Source organism: Streptomyces sp. NBC_00576, assembly GCF_036345175.1.
Classification (GTDB): Bacteria; Actinomycetota; Actinomycetes; order Streptomycetales; family Streptomycetaceae; genus Streptomyces.
This window is the reverse complement of sequence record NZ_CP107780.1, coordinates 2,070,328-2,094,108: the sequence shown is the minus strand read 5'-3', so window position 1 is coordinate 2,094,108 and position 23,781 is coordinate 2,070,328. Positions and strand designations below refer to the sequence as shown.

Genomic DNA, 23,781 nt, shown 5'->3' with positions numbered 1-23,781 from the left:
TACTGGAGAGATGACGACATGCCCGCTCCCCTCACGCTGGAGGGCTTCCGCGCGGACCTGGCGGAGTACCTGTACCAGCAGCCCGACGAGGTCGACCTCGACGAGAACCCTCTCTACGCGGGAATGGACTCCCTGCGCATCGTCACCCTCATCGAACGGTGGCGGGGGACCGGCGTCGACGTGACCTTCGTCGAACTCGCCGAACGCACCTCGTTCGCCCAGTGGTGGCAGCTGCTCGCCGCCCGTCAGGGGGGAAGCGCATGACGGGGTCGATCCATCCGCTGCTGGCCGCCCAGGAGGGCATCTGGACCGGCCAGCAGCTCGACCCGGACAGCCCGGCGTACAACACCGCCGAGTACGTGCACATCCACGGGCCCGTGGACGGGGCGGCCTTCGACGCCGCCCTGCACCATGTGGTCGCGGAGACGGAGGCGCTGAACGTCGCTTACGTCGTCGACGACCGGGGGCGGCCCGGGGAGACAGCCGCCCCGGCCGACGGCTGGCGCCTGCACACGGCCGACCTCACCGCCGAGCGGGAACCGCACGCGGCGGCGCTGGCCTGGATGGACGAGGACATGGCCCGCCCCGTCGACCTCGCGCGCGGTCCCGTCTTCGGCCACGCCCTGCTGCGGATCGCGCCCGAGGAGTACCTCTGGTACCACCGCGTCCACCACATCGCCCTCGACGGCTTCGGCCTGTCGCTGGTCGCGCGTCGGGTCGCCGAGGTCTACACGGCCCTGACGGCGGGTGATCCGCCGGAGGCGGGCGGGTTCGGCACCCTGGCCTCGGTGCGGGACGAGGAACGCGCCTACCGGGAGTCGCCCCGCTTCGCCAAGGACCGCGCCCACTGGACGGACCGGTACGCGGACCGGCCGCCCGTACCCACACCCGCCGGCCGTACGGCCCTGCCCACACACACCTTCCACCGCCAGGTCACCGACCTGGACGCCGCACAGACGGAAACCCTGCGCACCGTGGCCCGCGACCTCAAGGTCACCTGGTCCGAGGTCCTGCTCGCGGTCACCGCAGCCCACCTGCACCACGCGACCGGCGCCCCGGAGATCGTCCTCAGCCTCCCGGCGATGGGACGTCTGGGCTCCGTGTCGCTGCGCGTCCCCTGCATGGTCCGCAACATCCTGCCCCTGCGCGTCCCCGTCACCGGGTCGGACAGTCTGCGCGACCTCGCGGCCCGCGTCTCCCGCGAACTGCGCGCCGGACTTCCGCACCAGCGCTACCGCTACGAACAACTGCGGCGCGACCTCGGACTCGTCGGCGGACAGCGCCGGTTGTCCGGGCCGGGCGTCAACATCATGCCCTTCGAGTACGACCTGCGGTTCGCAGGCCACCGCAGCACGGTCCACAACGTCTCCGCGGGCCCCGTGGACGACCTGTCGGTCAACGTCTACGACCGCTCGGAGGGCGCGGGCCTGCGCATCGCGGTGGACGCCAATCCCGAGCTCTACGACGAGGTGGACGTCGCAGCGCTCCAGGGGGAGTTGCTCCGCCTGTTGAGGGAAGCGGTCGAGGCCCCCGACCGGCCACTCGGCGAGCTGCGCGCGCATGCGGCCGTCCCCGTCCTGGACGGCGGGCCGCTGCCCGGCCCGGTGCGCCCGGTGCTCGGCCTGATCGCCGAGCACGCCGCCCGGCGCGGCGGATCGGTCGCCGTCGAGCACGACGGGCGCGGCATCACGTACGCGGAACTCTTCGGCTCGGCACGTGACCTCGCCCGCCGACTGGCCGCCCGCCGGATCGGCCGCGGCGACCTGGTGACCGTCGCCCTGCCCCGGGGCATCGATGCCGTCACCGCCATCCTGGGCGTCCTGTTCTCCGGCGCCGCCTACAGCCCGCTCGACCCGACGGCGCCCCCGGCTCGCAGGGCGGAGCTGCTGGACGACATCCGGCCCGCCCTCGTCGTCACCACCGTCGCCCACACCACCGACTTCGCGGACCACGCCGTACTCCTGGTCGACCGACCAGAACGCCGCACAGCTCAGCCCACCGCACCGACGCCGGAGGACCTCGCCTACGTCCTGCACACCTCCGGCTCCACCGGCCGCCCCAAGGGCGTCGAGATCGGCCACCGCGCCCTCGCCCAATTCGTCGCCGGCGCCACCCATCGCTACGGCCTCCGACGCACGGACCGCGTCCTGCAGTTCGCGCCCCTGCACTTCGACACCAGCGTCGAGGAAATCTTCCTCACCCTGTGCGCGGGCGCCACCCTCGTCGTCCGCGGCGACGACATGACCGAGTCGGTCCCCGGGTTCCTGCGAGCGTGCGCAGGGCTGCGGATCAGCTTCCTCGACCTGCCCACGGCCTACTGGCACGAACTGGCGTACGCCGTCTCGACCGGCGCCGCCGCCCTGCCCGCCGAGGTACGCACCGTCGTCATCGGCGGCGAGGCGGCCCTTCCCGAACGGGTCGACCGCTGGCGCAAGGCCGTCGGCACGTCGGTCCGGCTACTGAACACCTACGGCCCCACCGAGGCCACGGTGGTCGCCACCGTCGCCGACCTCCACGACCCCGCCCTCGCACCGGGCGACGTACCCATCGGGCTGCCGCTCCCCGGCACCCGCGCGGCGGTCGTCGACGGCGAACTCCACCTCCTCGGCGACAACCTGGCCCTCGGCTACCGAGGAGACCGGCCGCCGGGCGCCTCCCGTTTCGCCCCGCTCGACCGACTGCCCGGAGCGCCCCGCGCCTACCGCACCGGCGACCTGGCGCGGATAGGCGAGGACGGACAACTGCGCCACCTGGGCCGGGCCGACACCGAGTTCAAGATCAGCGGACACCGGGTGCACCCCGCCGAGATCGAGAGCGCCCTGCTGGCCCACTCGGGCGTCCGTGACGCAGCTGTCGTGGGACAGGTGCTGGGGGACGGGACGCGACGCCTGGTCGCCTACGTCGTCCCGGACGGGCCCGCCCCGGACGCGTCCCTGATCAGGGGGCATCTGCGGGGGATGCTGCCCGCCGCGATGGTCCCCTCGGCCGTCGAGTTCCTGGACCGGCTGCCCCGGACGAGCTCGGGGAAGACCGACAGGAACGCGCTCACGACGGCAACTCCGGCTTCTGGTACGGCCGTTGCCGTGTCCGACAGTCCTCTGGAGCACACCGTCACCGCCGCCTGGAAACGGGTACTCGGCGTGTCCGCGCTCTCCGCCCGCGACGACGTGTTCGACCTGGGCGCCCAGTCGCTCCAGGCCATCCAGGTCGCCAACCGCCTCGGCGTCGACCTGGGCCGCGACGTGAAGGTCGCGTGGCTCTTCCAGCACCCGACCCCGGCCGAGCTGGCGGGGTTCCTGGAGCAGCGGGAGCGGCCGACAGCTGCCGTTGTTCCGGCCCCCTCCGGGCTTCCGGCGACCCTGCCGGCCGACGCCGTCCTCGCTGCGGACATCCGCCCCGGCGGCGCAATCCGGGCGTCCGGCCCACCGGACCGCGTCCTGCTCACGGGAGCCACCGGCTTCGTCGGCGTACACCTGCTGGCCGAACTCCTCACGAGCACCGGCGCGGAGATCGTCTGCCCCGTCCGCGCCACGAGCCCGGCCAAGGCCGCCGCCCGCATCCAACAGGCCCTGGAAATACACCGGTTCGACCTTCCGGATGCGGCGCTGAAACGCATCACGGCGGTTCCCGCAGACCTCGCCCGTCCCCGCCTCGGCCTGGACGAGAAGCTCTTCGCCGAACTCGCCCGTACCTGCGGCGCGATCCTCCACAACGCGGCGACGGTCAGCATCATGCGTGACTACGCCACCCTCCGCGCCGCCAACACCGAGTCGACCAGGGAGCTGCTGCGCCTGGCGGCCGCACGCTCGATCCCCCTGCACTTCGTCTCCACCCTCTCCGTCGCCCCGCCGCTCGGCCTCAGCCCCGAGGTGCCCGAGGCGTTCCTCCCGCCCCACCCCGGGCTGCGATACGGCTACCAGCAGTCGAAGTGGGCGGCCGAACGCCTGCTGGAACAGGCGGCCGAGCGGGGACTGCCGGTCACCGTGCACCGGCTCGGCCGTGTCGTCGGCCCGCGCGCCACGGGCTATGTGAACGAGCGGGACTTCCTGTGGAGCGTGCTGCGCGCGGGGGTGCCCGCGGGCATCGTCCCCGACCTGTTCGAGGAGGAGACCTGGACGCCGGTCGACCACGTGGCCCGGACCCTCGTACACCTCTGCCTCGGACAACGCCCGCGGACCGCGACGGTGTTCAACCACGCCGCCGTCGCTCCCGTACGGCTGAGCGACGTCTACGACTGGCTTCGGGAGTACGGCTATCCGCTGCGCCGGCTGCCGCTGAGCCAGTGGCGTGCGCAGCTGGCGGGTTCATCGGGCGTCGCGGCGACCACGCTCGCCTTCTTCGACTCCTGGGACGCGGAGGCCGACGACACGACCGGAGTCGATCTACGTCTGGGGCGCGTCCGTACCGACAACGTCGTGACCGGACTGCGTGGCAGTGGCATCACCGCCCCGACCGTCGACCGGGACCTCGTCTTCCGCTACCTCGACCACTGCGTCACCACCGGAGCGCTGCCCGCGCCGGCCGGGAAGGACGGCCATCTCGCCACTCCCGCAAAGTAGTTGGGGCCCTCCGGGAACTCACCGCGCTCGCCTCCCGACTACTGGAACAGAACCCGTCGAGTCACGAGCACCCCGCAACAAGGAGCCGCATGTCGAAGAAACGGCCGGTCGCCGTGGCCCTGGCCGGTGCCCTCTGTCTGGTCACCACGGCATGCGCCGACAGCTCGACCGACGCGCAGGCCCCCGCAGGCGACAAGGCGGCCGCCGCGACGTCCGGTTACCCGGTGACCCTCGACAACTGTGGGGTGTCCGAGAAGTTCACCAAGGAGCCCGGCCGGGTCGTCGTCATGAACGGCGCCTCGGTCGCCGAGGTCTCCACGCTGCTCGCCCTGGGCCTCCAGGACAGGATCGTCGCCAACCAGCAGACCTACGGCATGTCCGAGGTCGAGGGCCGGGCCGCGGCGATCAAGGCGCTGCCCACCGGTGAGGTCAAACTCAACGACGCCTACGACATCCCGCGCGAGGCGATGATCGGGCTGCGCCCGGACCTGGTGCTGTCCACGACGTCATACGGCTTCGACGAGAAGAACGGCTTCGCCACCCGGGCCCAGTTGAAGGACGTGGGCGCGGGCACCTACGTCTCCCCGCAGGGCTGCGACCAGGACACGTCCAAGATGACCGTCGCCGACAGCTACACGCTGCTGCGCGACATGGGCAAGGTCTTCAACAAGGGCGAGCAGGCCGAGAAGCTCATCGCCGCCTCGCAGAAGCACATCGCCGAGGTCTCCGCCAAGGTCGCGGGGGAGAAGCAACCGAAGGTCATGGTCCTGTTCTCCAACATGACCATGGGCGGCAACGACTTCAGTTCGGTCGTCGCCAAGGGCATCTACAACGACATCCTCGCCAAGGCGGGCGGCTCCAACGCCTTCGAGAACGCCTCGAAGACCTCCTTCGCCGACCTGAGCAAGGAGAAGGTGGCCGCCACCGACGTCGACGCCCTCGTCGTGATCGGCTACAACGACCCGAACCCGGCGGCCTACGCCAAGACACTGCTCAAGGAGTTCCCCCAGTGGCCGGCCGCGAAGAACAACACGTACGTGGCCCTGTCGGACTCGATGTACCTCGGCCCCAGCAACGACCTGGCGGTCGAGAAGATCGCCAAGGCGCTGCACCCCGACAAGTTCTGAGCCCCCGTCCGACCCGTCTGCGGCTGCCGCTCGCGGTCCTCGGGCTGCTGGTGGTACTCGTCGCCGTCATGGTGGTGGCGGTGAGCATCGGCGCGGTCAACATCCCGGTGGCCGACGTGTGGAGCATCCTCCTGCATCACGTCACCGGCCGCGGCGCCACCGGTGATCCGGCGCTGGACCAGATCGTGTGGACCTTCCGGGCACCCCGCGTCGCCCTGGCCGCCCTGGTCGGCGCGGGCCTGGCCGTCGCCGGGGCGGTCCTCCAGACCCTGGTCTCCAACCCGCTCGCCGACCCGGTCGTCCTCGGTTTCTCGTACGGTGCCTCGCTCGGCGCCGTGCTGGTCATCACCCTCGGCGGCGTGGCGCTCGGCGGCCTTGGCGGTCTCGGTGTGTCGGGCGCGGCGTTCGTCGGCGCGCTGGCGGCCGGGGCGCTGGTCTTCGCCCTGGGACAGCGTCAGGGCCGGCTGGCCCCGACCCGGCTGGTGCTGGCCGGGGTCGCGGTCGGCTACGTACTCCTCTCGATGACGAGCTTCGTCCAGTTGCTGGCGACGCCCACCGAACTGCGGACCGTGATGTTCTGGATGCTGGGCAGCGTCGCGGGCGCCCAGTGGAGCCAGCTGCCCACCGTCACGGTCGTCGTCCTGACGAGCACCGTCGTGCTGACCCTGTTCGGGCGGCGCCTCAACGCCCTGCTCGCCGGCGACGAGTCCGCCACCGCGCTCGGCGTGGACGTCAACCGGCTGCGCGCCGTCCTGCTCGTCATCAGCGCGCTGCTCACCGGCACCGTCATCGCCGTCGCGGGAGGTGTCGGCTTCGTCGGCCTGATGATCCCCCACCTCGTCCGCCTCACGACCGGCGCCGACCACCGCAGACTGCTGCCCCTGACCGCGCTCCTGGGCGCCGTCTACCTCGTGGCCGTCGACCTGCTCTCCCGCACTCTCACCCGCCCCAACGAACTGCCGCTGGGCATCCTCACCGCCCTGCTCGGCGCCCCCTTCTTCCTGTGGCTGCTGCGCCGCAACAAGGGCCTGGACTCCGTATGAAAAAGACGCCCGTATGAAACTGACCGTGGACGGTCTCCACATCACCCTGGACCGCAGGCCGATCCTCCGCGAGGTGAACCTGGAGGCGGCCAAGGGCGACATCGTCGGCCTGGTGGGCCCCAACGGCAGCGGCAAGTCCACCCTGCTCCGGACCGTCTACCGCTCCCTGCGCCCGGCTGACGGAGTCGTCAGCGTGGGCGGCGACGACGTCTGGCAGCTGTCCGCACGCACCGCCGCCCGCCGCACGGCGGCCGTCCTCCAGGACGCCGGCACCACCACCGGCCTGACGGTGACCGAGATCGTCGCCCTCGGCCGGACGCCCCACCACGGCCTGATGGGCCGCGATGGCGCCGAGGACCGCGAGGCGGTGACCGAGGCGGTCGACCGCTGCGGAGTACGCCCTTTCGCCGACCGCGACTACGCGACCCTCTCCGGCGGCGAACGCCAGCGCGTACTGCTGGCCCGCGCCCTCGCCCAGCGCCCCCAGCTCCTCGTCCTGGACGAACTCACCAACCACCTCGACATCCGGGCCCGCTTCGAACTCCTCGACCTGATCCGCAGCACCGGGATCACCACCCTGGCGGTCCTGCACGACCTCGACCTCGCCGCCCGACTCTGCGATCACCTCGTCGTCCTCCACGAGGGCGCGGTGGTGGCGGCGGGCCCGGTCCTGGAGGTCCTCACGCCGGACATCCTCCGTGACGTCTTCGGCGTACGAGGTGCCACGGACCGCCACGCCGACGGCGTCGTCCGCATCACGTACGAGGCGCAGCCGCTCGCCCGGGACCGGGATCGGGAGCGGCAGCCGGAGCCCGAGCCCGAGCCCGCCGAGCGGTGACGCGGAGTCGCGGACCTGCTGTGACTTCTCCCACCTGCTCTTGCCGGGGCGGGGAACGTTTACCTACGTTCGGTCGCATGTCCTCCCAAGGCCGCGCCCTTCCTGGCGAACCGGACGAACCCACTGAGGCGAACAGGCCTGCGGCGGACCGACCTGGCGCCCTCCCGACGGTCGACTTCGCCGTCGACCTGAGCTCACACGAACTGCTCCGGCGCGCTCATGTCCTGGACGCTCTCGGCCCCGACTGGGACCCCGTCGCCGTACTGCGCGGCGAGGAAGCGGCGTACGACCTGCTGTACTCCGGCCTCAGCGCGGAGCAACAGCGCGTGTACGACGAGCTGGTCTCGGCCGGTGTGCTGCCGCGGAGAGGGGACGGCCATGCTGCCGCTTGACCCGCAGGCCGACATCGGGCGCCGCGCCTGGGTGGCCTGTCCGAACTGCGACGACCGTCGCGGGTGCGGCACCTGCGAGCAGGGGCGCACCTGCTCCGAGCACTGGCGCTACCTGCTCTCCAACGTCGGCAGCCTGCTCCACCTGCAGTGCCGGTCGTGCACCCACATCTGGACACACGAGACCCGGTTCGGTGCCACCCGCTCCCCGTGGGAACGCATCACCAGCGGCCTGCGACGACAGTGATCGTTCACCACCGCGGCCGGTGAGGCCGGACGGCGGATCGGCGCCCGCTTTCGGATGACCTCACCGTCTGTCGTCGGGAACGGCAGGCCGCCTCGGCCGAGGATCGCGGTCGGTCGGCCATCCCTGCCTGCCGTTCGTCCGCCCGGAGGCAGCCGTGCACATCCTGATCCTGGCCAGCGCGTTCAACAGCCTCACTCAGCGCGCCCACGCCGAACTGCGCGACCGCGGCCACACGGTGGCGGTGGAACTCGCCCTGCCCGGCAGCCCGTTGCCGGAAGCCGTGCGCCGGCACGCACCTCGGCTCATCGTGGCGCCGATGCTGAAGACGGCGATTCCCGAGGAGGTGTGGGCGGCGCACACGTGCCTCGTGGTTCATCCCGGGCCCGTGGGCGACCGAGGGCCGTCCTCCCTGGACTGGGCGATCCACGAGGGCGTCGACCAGTGGGGCGTCACCGTCCTGCAGGCCGACGGGGAGATGGACGCCGGTGACGTATGGGCCTCCGTACCGTGCCGGGTCCCTCCTGTCGCCAAGAGCGAGCTGTACCGGGGTGAGATCGCCGACGCCGCGCTGGAGGCCGTCCTGCTCGCGGTGGAGCGCTTCGCCGGGGGTACCTACGTACCGCGTGAGCAGGACGCGGCAGGCACGGCCGACGCTCGCCCGCGCCCCCGTCCGTACCTCGACCAGAGAGTCCGGCGGATCGACTGGGCCGAGGACTCCACACAGGACGTCCTGCGCAAGCTGAGAGCGGCCGACTCGCAGCCCGGTGTGCTGGACGTGCTGCTCGGTGGTGAGTGGTATCTGCACGGCGGTCATCCCGAGAGCGTGTTGCGCGGCCACCCGGGCGAGCTGCTGGCCACCCGGGCCGGGGCGGTCTGCCGGGCCACCAGGGACGGCGCCGTGTGGATCCCCGAACTGCGGCCCAGGCGCGCGCCCGGGCAGCCGCCCACTTTCAAACTGCCTGCCGTACGGGCCCTGGGCGACCGGCTGCCACCGTTGCCCGAGCACGCCCCGCCCCTGCTGCCCGAGGAACGGCACCGTACCTGGACGGACATCCGCTACCGGGAGGACGGGAACGTGGGCCTCCTGTCGTTCTCCTTCCCCGGCGGTGCCATGAGTACGGAGCAGTGCCGACGCCTGCTGGACGCCTACCGGGAGGCATGCGCACGGCCCACGTCGGTGCTGGTGCTGGGCGGCGAACGGGACTTCTTCTCCAACGGGATCCATCTCAACGTCATCGAGGCCGCGGACGACCCCGCCGCCGAGTCCTGGGCGAACATCAACGCCATCGACGACCTGGTCGAGGCGGTCCTGACGACGACGGACCGGCTGGTGGTCTCGGCGGTCGCGGGCAACGCCGCGGCCGGCGGGGTGATGCTCGCCCTGGCAGCCGACGAGGTGTGGTGCCGCTCGGGCGCCGTCCTGAACCCCCACTACCGTCTGATGGGCCTGTACGGCTCGGAGTACTGGACGCACACCCTGCCGCGCAGGGTGGGTCCCGCGACGGCCGAACGGCTCATGAGTGAGGCACTGCCGGTGAGCTCGGCGAGCGCACTGCGCCTCGGGCTCGTCGACCGGGTGGTCGACTGCGGTCCTGATCAGTTCGCGCGGGAGATCGGCGGCCTGGCGGCCCGTCTGGCGTCACTGCCGGCGACGGCGTCACGGATCACCGCGAAGAAGACGGAACTGGACCGGCTGGAGAGCGCGACCCCGCTGGCGGGCTTCCGTGAGCGGGAGCTGGCCCGGATGCGCCGGACCTTCGACGACCCGGACGCCCCGTACCACGCTCTGCGTCGTTCCTTCGTCCACAAGGAGCGGCCGGTGTGCACCCCGCCGCACCTCGGTCCGTCCCCGGTTGCGCAAACCGGTCCGATCCCCTCTGCCGCGGATGTCACCGGAACGGCCCTGGATGGCATCTCGTCACGGTCGAACGGCTGATACGAAGAAAAGCGACGGTCGAAATACAGGCCTTCATCCCTTACCTCCCCAGGAGGCGGTCCCATGACTGAGGCGACGACGAAGACAGTCGGCGCTGCGCCCGCCGACGAGACACCCACGATCCACATTCTCTGGATCAACGCGGGGCTGAGCTGCGACGGCGACTCGGTCGCGTTGACGGCGGCCATGCAGCCCAGCATCGAGGAGATCGTGCTCGGTGTGCTGCCGGGTCTTCCGAAGATCGCGGTCCACTGGCCGCTCATCGACTTCGAGTGCGGTCCGGTCGGCGGCTCGGACACGTTCATCGAGTGGTTCTTCAAGGGGGAGCGGGGCGAGATCGACCCGTTCGTCCTGGTCGTCGAGGGCTCCATCCCCAACGAGGCGATCAAGCCCGAGGGCTATTGGTGCGGCTTCGGCGACAACCCGGAGACCGGCCAGCCGATCACCACCAGCGAGTGGATCGACCGGCTCGCCCCGAAGGCGCTGGCGGTCGTCGCCATCGGCACCTGCGCCACCTACGGCGGCATCCACGCCATGGCGGGCAACCCGACCGGCGCCATGGGCGTGCCGGACTACCTCGGCTGGGACTGGAAGTCCCACGCCGGCATCCCCATCGTGTGCGTCCCCGGCTGTCCGATCCAGCCCGACAACTTCTCCGAGACGCTCACCTACCTGCTCTACCAGGCGGCCGGCTCCGCCCCGATGATCCCGCTGGACGACAAGCTGCGCCCGACCTGGCTGTTCGGGGCCACCGTGCACGAGGGCTGCGACCGCGCGGGCTACTACGAGCAGGGCCAGTTCGCCCTGTCGTACGACTCGCCGACGTGCCTGGTCAAGCTGGGCTGCTGGGGCCCGGTCGTCAAGTGCAACGTGCCCAAGCGCGGCTGGATGAACGGGATCGGCGGCTGCCCCAACGTCGGCGGCATCTGCATCGCCTGCACCATGCCCGGGTTCCCCGACAAGTTCATGCCGTTCATGGACGAGCCCCCCGGCGCAAAGCTGTCGAGCAACGCCAGCGGAGCGTACGGCGCAGTGGTCCGCAAGCTGCGGTCGATCACGGCCAGGACGGTGGACAAGGAGCCCAAGTGGCGCCGCACCGGAGAGAAGATCACCACCGGCTACCGACCCCCGTGGTGAGCGTCCGACGCAGCTGATCCGCTCCCAGATCCGCGCACCCACACACACCAACCTCCCGCGCAACGAAGGGCACGGCACACAGATGGCACCGAAGACGAAGGCGGCCGGCGACGGCAGCGGCCTGGTGGAGATGGCCTGGGACCCGATCACCCGGATCGTGGGCAGCCTGGGCATCCACACGAAGATCGACTTCAAGCAGAAGCGGGTCGCGGAGTGCTACAGCACCTCGTCGGTCTTCCGCGGCTACAGCGTCTTCATGCGCGGCAAGGACCCCCGCGACGCGCACTTCATCACCAGCCGCATCTGCGGGATCTGCGGGGACAACCACGCCACCTGCTCGGTGTACGCGCAGAACATGGCGTACGGCGTGAAGCCCCCGCACCTCGCTGAGTGGATCATCAACCTCGGCGAATCCGCGGAGTACATGTTCGACCACAACATCTTCCAGGAGAACCTGGTGGGGGTCGACTACTGCGAGAAGATGGTCAGGGAGACCAACCCCGGCGTCCTCGAACTCGCCGAGCGCACCGAGGCCCCGCACGCGGCCGAGCACGGCTACCGCACGATCGCCGACATCATGCGCTCGCTGAACCCTCTGGAGGGGGAGTTCTACCGCGAGGCGCTCCAGGTCAGCCGCTACACGCGCGAGATGTTCTGCCTGATGGAGGGCCGCCATGTTCACCCCTCCACGCTCTACCCCGGCGGCGTCGGAACCATCGCCTCCGTGCAGCTCTTCACGGACTACCTCAGCCGTCTGATGCGCTACGTGGAGTTCATGAAGCGCGTCGTGCCCCTGCACGACGACCTGTTCGACTTCTTCTACGAGGCACTGCCCGGGTACGAGGAAGTCGGCCGCCGGCGTGTCCTGCTCGGCTGCTGGGGCGCGCTCAACGACCCCGAGTACTGCGACTTCACCTACGCCAACATGACCGACTGGGGACGGAAGATGTTCGTCACCCCGGGCGTGATCGTCGACGGCAAACTCGTCACCAACGACCTCACCGAGATCAACCTCGGCATCCGCATCCTGCTCGGCAGCTCCTACTACGAGGACTGGCAGGGCCAGGAGCAGTTCGTCACCCACGACCCGCTCGGCAACCCGGTGGACCCGCGCCACCCGTGGAACCAGCACACCATCCCGGCCCCGCAGAAGCGGAACTTCGACGACAAGTACAGCTGGGTCATGTCCCCGCGCTGGTTCGACGGCAAGGACCACCTCGCCCTGGACACGGGCGGCGGCCCCATCGCCCGCCTGTGGTCCACCGCCCTGTCCGGCCTCGTCGACATCGGGTACGTCAAGGCCACCGGCCACAGCGTGGTCATCAACCTGCCCCGCACGATGACCAAGCCGGAGACCAGCTTCGAGTGGAAGATCCCGAAGTGGTCCAACGCGCTGGAACGCAACCGCGCCCGCACCTACTTCCAGGCGTACGCCGCCGCCGTCGCCCTGCACTGCGCGGAGAAGGGCCTCGCGGAGGTCCGCGCCGGACGCACCCAGACCTGGGAGAAGTTCGAGGTCCCGGACGAGGGCATCGGCGTCGGTTTCACCGAGGCGGTCCGCGGCGTCCTCTCCCACCACATGGTGATCCGCGACGGCAAGATCGCCAACTACCACCCGTACCCGCCGACCCCCTGGAACGCCAGCACCAGGGACAGCTTCGGTACCCCCGGCCCGTACGAGGACGCCGTGCAGAACACGCCCATCTTCGAGGAGAACACCCCGGAGAACTTCAAGGGCGTCGACATCATGCGCGCCGTCCGCAGCTTCGATCCCTGTCTGCCGTGCGGCGTCCACATGTACGTCGGCGGCGGCAAGACGGTGAAGTCGATGCACGTGCCCACCGGCCTGAGCGGACTGGGCGGATGAGCGCGCCGACGGCGGCCCGACCCGCCAACGCCGAGCAGACCGGACGCCGGGTCGAGGAGGTGCTGGAGCGGCTGACCGCGAGCGGCGACCCGGCCGCCGCCGCGGCGGCGGAGGAACTCGTCCGGTCCCTCATGGACTTCTACGGTGCCGGCCTGGCCCGCATCCTCCACCTGCTGTCCTCCGCGCCCGGCGAACCGCCGTCGGGACTGCTCGGTGACGAGCTGGTCGCGAGCCTCCTCGTCCTGCACGACCTGCACCCCGAGGACCGCGACACCCGTATCGCCCGCGCCCTCGACAGCGTCCGGGAACACGCTCTGGACGTCGTGGGCTTCGACGAGGAGAGCGGCACCCTGACGCTGCGGGCCCGGGAGGCCGGCGGCTGCGGTTGCGGCTCAGGCGCGGGCGCGGGCGCGGGCGCCCGGGAGACAGCGGAGGCGGCGCTCGCCTGCTTCGCACCGGAGGTCAGGGCCGTGGACGTACAGACCGCACCCGCGGGTCCCACGCTCCTCCAGATCGGCACCGCGCCGACGGGGGCCCGATGACGGCGTCCCCGGCGACGCGCACCCCCGGCCTGCGGAGATTCCTCACCGAGAGACCTCCGCAGCCCGAACGGTGCGAGCTGTGCGCCGTGACCGTCGACGCGGACCACCGCCATCTCGTCGACACCGAGAAACGCGCCCTCGCCTGCGCCTGCGCCCCCTGCGCGCTGCTGATGGAACAGCCGGGCGCAGCCGCGGGACGCTTCCGCACGGTCCCGGCCCGCTACCTCACCGACCCCGGACACCGCCTCGACGACAACGCGTGGGACGCGTTGCAGATCCCGGTCGGCGTCGCCTTCCTCTTCCGCAACGCGGCGCTCGACCGGCTGGTCGCCCTCTACCCGAGCCCGGCCGGAGCCACCGAGAGCGAACTCGAACCGGCCACGTGGACAGATGTCCTCGGCGGCAGCCGCCTCGCCGAACTGCTCGAACCCGACGTGGAGGCACTGCTGCTGCGCCGCACCGACGGCCGTTTCGAGTGCCACCTCGTACCGATCGACATCTGCTACGAACTCGTCGGCCGTATGCGCCTGTTGTGGCAGGGCTTCGACGGTGGAGCCGAGGCCCGCGCCGCGCTGGACGCGTTCTTCGCGGACGTCGCGCGGCGCGTCAGGCCCCTGGACGAGGTGGGTCACCCGTGACGGAGTTCTCCTTCGCCTGCACCGGCGTCCGCGCCGACCGGTACGCCGCCGGACCGACCCTCGTCTTTCGGCTACGCGTCACCGCCGCCGACAACGCACGCGTGCACGCCCTCGCGCTGCGCTGCCAGATCCGCATCGAACCCGCCCGCCGCGGCTACGAGCCCGCCGAGGCGGACGGCCTCGCGGACCTCTTCGGCGAGCGCTCACGCTGGGGCAGCACCCTCCAGCCGGTGCAGTTCGCCCAGGTCTCGGTCATGGTCCCGAGCTTCACCGGAGAGATCGAGACCGACCTCGTCGTGCCCTGCACCTACGACATGGAGATCGCCGCCACCCGCTACCTCACCGCCCTCACCGACGGCGAGGTCCCCCTGCTGATGCTCTTCTCCGGTACGGCGTTCACCGGTGCCGGCGGTTTCCAGGTCGAGCCGGTCCCGTGGGACCGGGAGGCGGCCTTCCGGATGCCGGTCGCCACCTGGCGGGAGATGGTCGAGCAGCACTTCCCCGGGTGCGGCTGGATCCGGCTGCCCCGCGACACCATGGACACCCTCCTCGCCTACCGCTCCCGACGGGCGCTGCCTTCCTGGGAGGCGACCCTCAAGGCACTGCTCGACGCCGACAGCGCCGCGGACCCGCCCCGGAGCGACCCGCTGCGCGCGCTCACCGGCACCACCGGAAGGACGGAACCGTGACCGTGACCGCGTTCGCCTCCGAGACGGAGGAGCGGTTCGCCCTCGCCCGGCAGGTGGCCGACGCCGTTCTCTTCGAGGGCTATGTGCTCTACCCGTACCGCGCCTCCGCGGCCAAGAACCGGCTGCGCTGGCAGTTCGGCGTGCTCGTGCCACCCGGCTGGGGCGCCGAGTGCGAGGAGCACGACTTCCAGCACACCGAGTGCCTGATGGAACCGAAGGCGGGCGCGACCCTCTCGGTCGAGGTGCGCTTCCTGCACGCCCGACGGCGCACCGTGCAGCGGGTACGCCCGGACGGTGGCTTCGACACGGTCGCCGAGCTCCGCCTCGACGACCGGGTGCTGGTGCCCTGGGACGAGGGCGGCGAGGAACGTGTCGTGGTGGTCGCGTCGGTGGACGAGCTCCTCGGCGACGGCGTCACCCATCCGTTTCGGCTCCCCGCCCGGGAGACCACCGCACCGGTCCTGGACGCGGCCGGCCGGACCGTCGGCCGGCTGGTCCGGCGGTGCGCGGAGGTCAGCGGCACGGTCCGGCTGTCCGCCCGGGAGCTCGACGGTCCCTACCGGGCCATGCGGCTGACCGCCGTCGTCGAGAACACCAGCGACTGGACACCGCCCGAGGGCCGCGCCGCCGACCGGGACGCGGCGCTGCCGCACTCCCTGGTGGCCACCCACCTCCTCATGGCCCTCAGCGCCGGATCGTTCCTGTCGATGACCGATCCCCCCGAGTGGGCGAAGGGCGCGGTCGCCGCCTGCCGAAACCTGCACACCTGGCCCGTACTCGCCGGCGAACCCGGCAGCGCCGACCTGGTGCTGTCCTCGCCGATCATCCTGGAGGACCATCCGGCCATCGCACCGGAGAGCCCCGGCGCGCTCTACGACGCCACCGAGATCGACGAGATCCTCGCGCTGCGCACAGCGGCCCTCACGGACGAGGAGAAACGCGAAGCCCGGGGCACCGACGACCGGGCGGCCGCCGTGATCGAACTGGCCGACTCGATGCCGGCCGAGGTTCTGGAACGCCTGCACGGGGCGGTACGCAGTCTGCGCGAGGTCACCGGCCCGGGCCCCGCGGCCCCGGACGGCGGCTTCCCCGACGAGTACGGGGTGCAGCGTCCGGACACCCCCTGGTGGGACCCCGCGAGCGACGCGGGCTTCGACCCGGAGCGGGACCGTGTCGTCGTGGACGGCCGGTCGGTGGCCAAGGGCAGCCGCGTCGAGCTGCACCCGGGCCTGCGGCGCACCGACGCGCAGGACATCTTCCTGCGGGGCCGCACCGCGAAGGTCGAGGCGGTGCTGCACGACGTCGACGGCGGGGTGCACCTGGCGGTCACGGTCGAGGGCGACCCGGGCGCCGACATCCGCCGCGAGCAGGGACGGTTCCTGTACTTCCAGCCCGACGAGATCACACCGCTGGAGGACGACGTATGAGCCCCTCCCCGCAGTCGGGCCCCAGGACCCTCGTCGCCGGCATCGGCAACATCTTCCTCGGCGACGACGGCTTCGGCGTGGAGACCGCGCGCCGGCTCGGCGAACGCGACCTGCCCGGACACATCGAGGTCGTGGACATCGGGGTACGCGGGATGCACCTCGCGTACCAGATCCTGGACGGCTACGACACCCTCGTCCTCGTGGACGCCACGGCACGCGGCGAAGCCCCCGGCACGCTGTACGTGATCGAACACGATGTCGGCGCCGGGAACCCCTTGCCCGCCGCCCCCGCGCTGGACGGCCACCGGATGACCCCCGACGCCGTCCTGGCGCTGCTGGACACCCTGTGCGCCGGGACCGGCGGCGAGCCACCACGCCGCGTCCTGGTCGTCGGATGCGAACCGGCCTCGCTGGAGGAGGGCATCGGTCTCAGCGCACCGGTCTCCGACGCCGTACCGGAGGCCGTCCGGCTGATCGAAGAGCTGGTGCACAACGGAGAGCCGGGAGAGTCCGCGCCGCGGGCCACGGCCGGTGGGAAATCGACATGAGGAGAGACGGGATGAAGAAGACGTTCATCGTCATCGGCGCAGCGACCCTGGCCACCCTGGGCGCCCTCGCCGCCGGGGTGCTTCCCGACGTCAGGCGCTATGTGCGGATCCGACGGATGTGAACCGTGGGCGCCACCCGGTGTGCCGTGCGGTTGCGTCGAACGGCGTACCTGCCCGCCGGTGACGGCGCGCCGGGCCGCGCGACCCGGGTGCGCGCACCTCTAATGAAGGCCGACCGGAGGCAGGCCGCGGAAGGACGGAGACCGATGCACGAGATGTCCGTCGCGCTGGCCGTCGTCGACCAGGTGGCAGAGGCCGCCACGCGGGCCGGTGACGTCACGGCGGTGCGGTCGGTACGGCTCCAAGTGGGTGAACTGGCCGGTGTCGTACCCGATGCGCTCGCCTTCTGCTTCGAACTGGCCTGCGCCGGAACCCTGCTGGAAGGCGCCGAACTGGTCACCGAGGAGGTGCCGGGGCGGGCCCGCTGTACGCCCTGCGCACACGAATGGGCCGTCGGCATGCCGCCGCGACTGACCTGCCCCGAGTGCGGCGGGACGAGTACCGACCTGCTCGCGGGCCGGGAACTGCAGATCGTCGACGTGTACTGGGAGGACAGCCACAGGCACAGCCCCACGCCCGCGCCCGCCCGCGAACCGATCTCCGAGGAGCGCTGAACCATGTGCCGAGTTGTCGACCTGCGCCAGGCCGTACTCGCGAAGAACGACGCGAGCGCCCATGAACTGCGCGCACACCTCGCGGCGCGAGGAACCGCGGTCGTCAACCTGCTGTCCAGTCCGGGCAGCGGCAAGACCGCCCTGCTGGAGCGCGAACTGCTGCGGGCACGGGAGCGGTCCGTTCCCGTCGCGGCGCTGACCGCCGATCTCGCCACCGAGAACGACGCGGCACGCCTGGCGCGTTCGGGCGTCCCGGTCAAGCAGGTGCTCACCGACGGACTGTGTCATCTGGAATCGGGAATGCTCGCCGGGCACCTGGAAGGGTGGCTGCCCGACGACACCCGGCTGCTGTTCGTGGAGAACGTCGGCAACCTCGTCTGCCCGGCCTCCTACGACCTGGGGGAGACGCTGAGGGTCACCCTCGCCTCCGTGACGGAGGGCGAGGACAAGCCACTCAAGTACCCCACCGCCTTCGGCCTCGCACACCTGGTCGTGATCACCAAGACCGACATCGCTCAGGCCGTGGAGTTCGACGAGGCCGCGTTCCGCGCGAATGTGGAGCAGGTCAACCCGGGAGTCGAGGTGGTCCTGACCTCGGCACGCCGGGGGCAGGGAGTCGGCGTGCTGCTCGACCGGGCGATGGCAGCCGCGGACGGCGCGCCCGTCCACTCGCCGGTCATGGCCCGGCAGCCTCATCACCACGGCCACACGCACGCGGACAGCGGTCACACCCATGCGCACCCGGAGGCCACCGGCACGATGGCCCACACCCACTCGTGAGCGGTCCGCAGGCGCAGGCCGCCGTCGCCGAGGACACTCCGCGCCGCCGCCGGGTCACCGTCCGGGGCGTGGTGCAGGGCGTGGGCTTCCGGCCCTATCTGTACGGCCTCGCCACCGAACTCGCCCTCGCCGGACACGTGACCAACACTCCGGAGGGCGTCGTCGCGGAGGTCGAGGGCACCGCCTCGGCCGTGGCCCGGTTCTGCGACCGGATCGCCGCCCAGGCACCCCCGTTGGCCCGCGTCGAGTCCGTCCACCACCGGGAGATGCCTCCCGCCGGCACCGCCGCGTTCAGCATCCTCACCTCCCGCACCGACGGCCCGGCCCGCACCCTGGTCTCCCCGGACTCCGCCACCTGCGCCGACTGCCTCACCGAGCTGGCCGACCCGGCGGACCGCCGGTACCGCCACCCGTTCGTCAACTGCACCCACTGCGGCCCGCGCTTCACGATCGTCACCGGCCTGCCGTACGACCGGGCCAAGACCACCATGGCCGGCTTCGCGATGTGCCCCGACTGCGCCCGCGAGTACGCGGATCCGGCCGACCGCCGTTTCCACGCGCAGCCGGTCGCCTGCCCGGCCTGCGGGCCACGTCTGCGGCTGCTGGTCCCCCGGTCCGAGGAGGTCACGGGGGCGGACCCGGTCACCGAGGCCCGCGCACTGCTGTCGGACGGCGCGATCCTCGCCGTGAAGGGCCTGGGCGGCTACCACCTGGCCTGCGACGCCACGAACGAAAAGGCGGTCGCCCGTCTGCGCCGGCGCAAGGCGCGCGGGGACAAGCCGTTCGCCGTCATGGCCAGGACCGCGGACGACGTCCGGCACCTCGTCCGGCTGAGCCCCGAGGAGCGGAGCCTGCTCGAAGGCCGGGCCAGGCCGGTCGTACTGATGAGGCGGCATCCGCACCCGTCCTGCGCCGCCGGGGACCCGCGGCCCGCCGAGGCCGTCGCGCCCGGCAGTCCCGACCTGGGCGTGATGCTGCCGTACACGCCCCTGCACCAACTGCTGCTCGGCCTGCCCGGCGACCCGGACGGCCCTCGGCTGCTCGTCATGACCAGCGGCAACGTGTCCGGTGAGCCGATCGTCACCGACGACACCGAGGCGCTGGAGCGGCTCGCGCATCTGGCGGACGCCTGGCTCACGCACGACCGGCCGATCCACGTCCCGTGCGACGACTCCGTGGTCCGCGTCTGCGACGGGGAGCCGTTGGTGATCCGCCGCTCCCGTGGCTACGCCCCGTTGCCGGTCTCCCTCCCGCTGCCCGTGCGGCCGGCCCTCGCCGTGGGCGGAGATCTGAAGAACGCCTTCTGCCTGGGGGCGGGCCGCCGCGCCTGGCTGTCGGCGCACATCGGTGACATGGACGATGTCGGTACGCAGCGGGCCTTCGAGCGCGCGGCGGCGCAGTTGGAGTCCATCACGGGGGTGCGGCCCGAGACCCTGGTGTCCGACCGGCATCCCGGCTACCGCTCCGCCGGCTGGGCCGACCGGAACGCGGCGCACCGGCCCGTCGTACGCGTCCAGCACCATCACGCGCACGTCGCCGCCGCGATGGCCGAGCACGGCCTCGACGGCAGCCGGGCGGTGATCGGGGTCGCCTTCGACGGCACGGGCCACGGCGACGACGGCGCCGTGTGGGGCGGGGAGTTCCTGCTCGCGGACTACGACCGCTTCACCCGGTTCGGACACCTCGCGTACGTCCCGCTGCCCGGCGGCGACGCCGCGGTGCGCCGGCCGTACCGCATGGCGCTGGCCCATCTGCGGGCGGCCGGGATCGGCTGGTCCGACGACCTCGCCTGTACGGCCGCCTGCCCGCCCGATGAACTCCGGCTCCTGGCACGGCAGTTGGAGCGCGGCCTGAACTGTGTCCCCACGTCCAGCATGGGCCGGCTCTTCGACGCCGTGTCCTCTCTCGCGGGGGTGTGCCACCGCGCCGGATACGAGGCGCAGGCCGCCGTCGAGCTGGAGGGCGCGGCTGTGCACGCACCCGCCGAGGACACCACCGCGTACGCCTTCGCCCTGCACGAGTCGCAGGAGGACCGGGGCGGCGTCGTACGGGCCGATCCGGCACCCGTCCTTGCGGCGGTCGTCCGCGATCTGCGTGCGGGCATCGGGACGGCCCTGGTCGCGGCTCGCTTCCACCGGGGCGTGACCGACCTGGTGCACCGGATGTGCGCGCGGGCGCGAGAGCGGCAGGGGCTGGACACGGTCGCCCTGACGGGAGGCGTGTTCGCCAACACGCTGCTCTCCTCGGCCTGTGCCGCAGCTCTGAGTGCGGACGGCTTCACGGTCCTGCGCCACCACCTGGTGCCCCCCAACGACGGTGGCCTGGCCCTGGGCCAGTTGATGGTGGCCGCCCGGACCACTCCCACCGACTGACCGACGCGCGACCCACAGCGAGGAGAGGCTCATGTGCCTGGCGGTACCCGGCAGAGTGCTGGACATCGAGGAACGGGACGGCACCCGGATGGCCACCGTCGACTTCGGCGGCGTGGTCAAGGAGGTGTGTCTGGAGTACCTGCCCGACCTCCAGGTCGGTGAGTACGCCATCGTCCACGTCGGGTTCGCCCTGCAACGGCTGGACGAGGAGTCGGCACGCCAGACGCTCGAACTCTTCGCCGAACTCGGTCTGTTGCAGGAGGAGTTCGGCGACCCCTGGGAAACGGCGGCGGCACAGGCGGGCGTGGACCCGGTGGAAGAGGTGCGCAACCAGTGAAGTACATCGACGAGTTCCAGGACCCGGAGCTGGCGCGTCGGCTCCTTGACGACATCCACGCCACGGTGACCAGGCCGTGGGCCCTGATGGAGGTGTGCGGAGGGCAGACGCACAGCATCATCCGGCACGGCATCGACCAACTCCTGCCGGAGGAGGTCGAGTTGATCCACGGGCCGGGCTGCCCTGTGTGCGTGACCCCGCTGGAGGTCATCGACAAGGCTCTGGCGATCGCCTCCCGACCGGAGGTGATCTTCTGCTCCTTCGGCGACATGCTGCGGGTGCCGGGCACGGGACGGGACCTGTTCCAGGTCCGCGCGGAAGGCGGTGACGTGCGCGTCGTCTACTCGCCGCTCGACGCGCTGCGGATCGCACGCGAGAACCCGGGCCGCGAGGTGGTGTTCTTCGGCATCGGCTTCGAGACGACGGCACCCCCCAACGCCATGACGGTCCATCAGGCCCGGAAGCTGGGCATCCAGAACTTCAGCATGCTGGTGTCCCATGTCCGCGTACCCCCGGCCATCGAGGCGATCATGTCCTCGCCGAGCTGCCGGGTGCAGGGCTTCCTCGCGGCCGGGCACGTCTGCAGTGTGATGGGCGTGGGGGAGTACCCGGAACTGGCGGAACGCTTCCGTGTCCCGATCGTCGTGACGGGCTTCGAGCCACTGGACATCCTCGAAGGCGTGCGCCGGGCGGTTCGTCAGCTGGAACACGGTGAGCACACCGTCGACAACGCCTACGCCCGCGCCGTCCGCCCGGAGGGCAACGCGGCCGCCCGGGCCATGCTGGAGGACGTCTTCGAGGTCACCGACCGTGCCTGGCGCGGTATCGGGGTGATCCCCGGCAGCGGCTGGCGGCTGTCGTCGAAGTACCGCGACCACGACGCCGAACACCGCTTCTCGGTCAGCGGAATCCGGACGGCCGAACCCGCCGAGTGCCGCAGCGGAGAGGTCCTCCAGGGGCTGCTCAAACCGCACGAGTGCGAGGCCTTCGGCACCCTGTGCACCCCACGTACCCCCCTGGGAGCCACCATGGTCTCCAGTGAGGGCGCCTGCGCGGCGTACTACCTCTACCGGCGTCTGGACGTGCCCACCACCACGACGGTTCGGGAGGCGAGCCCCGTTGTCTGACACCACTCTCCCCACCCTCGACGTCGAGGGCTGGACATGTCCGGCGCCTCTGCGTGACCGGCCACGGGTCGTCATGGGCCACGGCGGCGGTGGAGTCCTCTCCGCCGAGCTCGTCCAGCAGATCTTCGCCCCCGCCTTCGGGGGCGAGGTGCTCGCCCAGATGGGTGATGCCGCCGTCCTCTCCCTCGGCGGTGCCCGGCTGGCGTTCTCCACCGACTCCTACGTGGTGCGGCCGTTGTTCTTTCCCGGCGGCAGCATCGGCGATCTGGCGGTCAACGGCACCGTCAACGACCTCGCCATGAGCGGCGCCCGCGCCGCCTACCTCTCCTGCGGATTCATCCTGGAGGAGGGCGTCGAGCTGGACGTGGTCACACGGGTGTCCCAGGCGCTGGGCACGGCCGCGCGCGCCGCCGGTGTGGAGGTGGCCACCGGCGACACCAAGGTGGTGGAGACCGGCCACGGCGACGGGATCTACATCAACACCGCGGGCATCGGTCTCGTCCCGGCGGGTGTCGATCTGCGCCCTCAGCGGGTCGTCCCCGGCGACGTCGTGATCGTCAGCGGTGCGATCGGCGTCCATGGGGTGGCGGTCATGAGCGTTCGCGAGGGCCTGGAATTCGGAGTGGAGATCAAGAGCGACTGTGCGGCGCTCGGCGGGCTGGTCGACGCCATGCTCGCCGTCACCCCGGATCTGCACGTACTGCGTGATCCCACCCGAGGCGGCCTGGCGGCAACGCTCAACGAGATCGCGCAGGCCTCCGGTACCGGGGTCGTCATCCGGGAACGCGACGTCCCGGTCCCGCCGGCCGTGGCCAACGCCTGCGCCATTCTCGGACTGGACCCCATGTACATCGCCAACGAGGGCAAGCTGGTGGCCTTCGTCCCCCGTGAGCACGCCGACGCCGTCCTGGAGGCGATGCGAGCCCACCCGCTGGGCGCGGACTCCGTGATCATCGGTGAGACCGTCGAGGCGCATCCCGGCATGGTCGTGGCCCGGACCGGCCTGGGGGGAACACGCGTGGTCGATCTGCCGATCGGAGAGCAACTGCCGCGGATCTGCTGATACGGGCCTCGCGCGTCGAGCAGGCGGCCGGCCAGGCCCTAACCCGGTCGGCGCCCGGTCGGCGGGTCCTGTGGGTCCACGCCGGTTGAGGCAGAAGCGTCCTTGGTGCCGCTCGGGCGCTGGGAGCGGCCTTTGCGTCCGGTATCGCGTCTGCCCTTCTCGTCCGCGGCGCCGTACTCCTCGCCGCTCGTACCGAGACCCTTGGCCGTGTCGCCCGGGACGGACTTCGTCTCCTCCGCGGACTTCGTCCGACCCCGGCCCCTTTCACCGGCGTGCTCAGCCGTACGGAAGGAGCGATGGGCGCTCGGGTTGTCCTGCTGACGGGTCTCATCCACATCGGGCGACCAGCCGTGCTGCCCGGTGCCCTGATGACGGCTGGGACCCTTTCCCTGCGCCGGCTCGGACGAACCTGATTTCTTCGACATGGTCCGATCTGCCTTT

General features: G+C 71.5%; 23 protein-coding genes. 22 read left to right on the top strand and 1 reads right to left on the bottom strand.

Going from position 1 to position 23,781, the window contains the following annotated elements:
• Positions 1 to 18: 18 nt before the first annotated feature.
• From OG734_RS08895 to hypE, 22 genes are all read left to right on the top strand, one after another.
• Complete coding sequence (locus OG734_RS08895; RefSeq protein ID WP_330286927.1) at positions 19 to 264, top strand: phosphopantetheine-binding protein; 246 nt, start codon at positions 19 to 21, stop codon at positions 262 to 264.
• Entirely contained in the window at positions 261 to 4,559 is a 4,299-nt protein-coding gene (locus OG734_RS08890; RefSeq protein WP_330286926.1) for an amino acid adenylation domain-containing protein, read from the top strand. Before OG734_RS08895 ends, OG734_RS08890 begins: the two co-directional genes overlap by 4 nt.
• A gap of 89 nt (positions 4,560 to 4,648) precedes the next feature.
• Complete coding sequence (locus OG734_RS08885; protein WP_330286925.1) at positions 4,649 to 5,686, top strand: ABC transporter substrate-binding protein; 1,038 nt, start codon at positions 4,649 to 4,651, stop codon at positions 5,684 to 5,686.
• Between the two features lie 68 nt (positions 5,687 to 5,754).
• Complete coding sequence (locus OG734_RS08880; RefSeq protein ID WP_330293612.1) at positions 5,755 to 6,729, top strand: FecCD family ABC transporter permease; 975 nt, start codon at positions 5,755 to 5,757, stop codon at positions 6,727 to 6,729.
• Between the two features lie 13 nt (positions 6,730 to 6,742).
• Positions 6,743 to 7,567, top strand: coding sequence for an ABC transporter ATP-binding protein (locus tag OG734_RS08875; protein ID WP_330286924.1), 825 nt, complete (start codon positions 6,743 to 6,745; stop codon positions 7,565 to 7,567).
• Positions 7,568 to 7,644: 77 nt separating this feature from the next.
• Entirely contained in the window at positions 7,645 to 7,959 is a 315-nt protein-coding gene (locus OG734_RS08870) for a DUF6400 family protein (protein ID WP_330286923.1), read from the top strand.
• Entirely contained in the window at positions 7,946 to 8,203 is a 258-nt protein-coding gene (locus OG734_RS08865) for a hypothetical protein (protein WP_318323164.1), read from the top strand. The genes OG734_RS08870 and OG734_RS08865 overlap by 14 nt, the downstream gene beginning before the upstream one ends.
• 154 nt (positions 8,204 to 8,357) lie before the next feature.
• Positions 8,358 to 10,139, top strand: coding sequence for a hydrogenase maturation protein (locus OG734_RS08860; protein WP_330286922.1), 1,782 nt, complete (start codon positions 8,358 to 8,360; stop codon positions 10,137 to 10,139).
• 63 nt (positions 10,140 to 10,202) lie between these two features.
• Positions 10,203 to 11,276 (top strand): hydrogenase expression protein HypE, encoded by a 1,074-nt coding sequence (locus OG734_RS08855; RefSeq protein WP_330286921.1) that lies wholly within the window; start codon positions 10,203 to 10,205, stop codon positions 11,274 to 11,276.
• An 82-nt stretch (positions 11,277 to 11,358) separates the two neighbouring features.
• Positions 11,359 to 13,143: a nickel-dependent hydrogenase large subunit gene (locus OG734_RS08850; protein WP_330286920.1), complete on the top strand. Its 1,785-nt coding sequence runs from the start codon at positions 11,359 to 11,361 to the stop codon at positions 13,141 to 13,143.
• On the top strand, positions 13,140 to 13,685 hold the full coding sequence (locus OG734_RS08845) for a hypothetical protein (RefSeq protein WP_330286919.1): 546 nt from the start codon (positions 13,140 to 13,142) through the stop codon (positions 13,683 to 13,685). The genes OG734_RS08850 and OG734_RS08845 overlap by 4 nt, the downstream gene beginning before the upstream one ends.
• Positions 13,682 to 14,323 (top strand): DUF5947 family protein, encoded by a 642-nt coding sequence (locus OG734_RS08840; RefSeq protein ID WP_330286918.1) that lies wholly within the window; start codon positions 13,682 to 13,684, stop codon positions 14,321 to 14,323. Before OG734_RS08845 ends, OG734_RS08840 begins: the two co-directional genes overlap by 4 nt.
• On the top strand, positions 14,320 to 15,012 hold the full coding sequence (locus OG734_RS08835; RefSeq protein ID WP_330286917.1) for a DUF6084 family protein: 693 nt from the start codon (positions 14,320 to 14,322) through the stop codon (positions 15,010 to 15,012). Before OG734_RS08840 ends, OG734_RS08835 begins: the two co-directional genes overlap by 4 nt.
• Positions 15,009 to 16,439 carry a hypothetical protein gene (locus tag OG734_RS08830; RefSeq protein ID WP_330286916.1) on the top strand — a complete coding sequence of 477 codons (1,431 nt, stop codon included), beginning with the start codon at positions 15,009 to 15,011 and terminating at the stop codon, positions 16,437 to 16,439. The genes OG734_RS08835 and OG734_RS08830 overlap by 4 nt, the downstream gene beginning before the upstream one ends.
• Positions 16,436 to 16,987 (top strand): hydrogenase maturation protease, encoded by a 552-nt coding sequence (locus OG734_RS08825; protein WP_330286915.1) that lies wholly within the window; start codon positions 16,436 to 16,438, stop codon positions 16,985 to 16,987. The genes OG734_RS08830 and OG734_RS08825 overlap by 4 nt, the downstream gene beginning before the upstream one ends.
• 11 nt (positions 16,988 to 16,998) lie before the next feature.
• Positions 16,999 to 17,109, top strand: coding sequence for a DUF6893 family small protein (locus OG734_RS47935; protein WP_443064844.1), 111 nt, complete (start codon positions 16,999 to 17,001; stop codon positions 17,107 to 17,109).
• A gap of 144 nt (positions 17,110 to 17,253) precedes the next feature.
• Positions 17,254 to 17,661: a hydrogenase maturation nickel metallochaperone HypA gene (hypA, locus tag OG734_RS08820; protein ID WP_330286914.1), complete on the top strand. Its 408-nt coding sequence runs from the start codon at positions 17,254 to 17,256 to the stop codon at positions 17,659 to 17,661.
• 3 nt (positions 17,662 to 17,664) lie between these two features.
• Positions 17,665 to 18,441 (top strand): hydrogenase nickel incorporation protein HypB, encoded by a 777-nt coding sequence (gene hypB / locus OG734_RS08815; RefSeq protein ID WP_330286913.1) that lies wholly within the window; start codon positions 17,665 to 17,667, stop codon positions 18,439 to 18,441.
• Entirely contained in the window at positions 18,438 to 20,813 is a 2,376-nt protein-coding gene (gene hypF / locus OG734_RS08810; RefSeq protein ID WP_330286912.1) for a carbamoyltransferase HypF, read from the top strand. The genes hypB and hypF overlap by 4 nt, the downstream gene beginning before the upstream one ends.
• 31 nt (positions 20,814 to 20,844) lie before the next feature.
• Complete coding sequence (locus OG734_RS08805) at positions 20,845 to 21,150, top strand: HypC/HybG/HupF family hydrogenase formation chaperone (protein ID WP_330286911.1); 306 nt, start codon at positions 20,845 to 20,847, stop codon at positions 21,148 to 21,150.
• Entirely contained in the window at positions 21,147 to 22,277 is a 1,131-nt protein-coding gene (hypD, locus tag OG734_RS08800) for a hydrogenase formation protein HypD (protein ID WP_330286910.1), read from the top strand. Before OG734_RS08805 ends, hypD begins: the two co-directional genes overlap by 4 nt.
• Positions 22,270 to 23,340 (top strand): hydrogenase expression/formation protein HypE, encoded by a 1,071-nt coding sequence (gene hypE / locus OG734_RS08795; RefSeq protein WP_330286909.1) that lies wholly within the window; start codon positions 22,270 to 22,272, stop codon positions 23,338 to 23,340. Before hypD ends, hypE begins: the two co-directional genes overlap by 8 nt.
• A 38-nt stretch (positions 23,341 to 23,378) precedes the next feature.
• On the opposite strand, the gene OG734_RS08790 is transcribed toward hypE, so the two are convergent.
• Positions 23,379 to 23,765 (bottom strand): hypothetical protein, encoded by a 387-nt coding sequence (locus OG734_RS08790; protein WP_330286908.1) that lies wholly within the window; start codon positions 23,763 to 23,765, stop codon positions 23,379 to 23,381.
• Positions 23,766 to 23,781 lie beyond the last annotated feature (16 nt).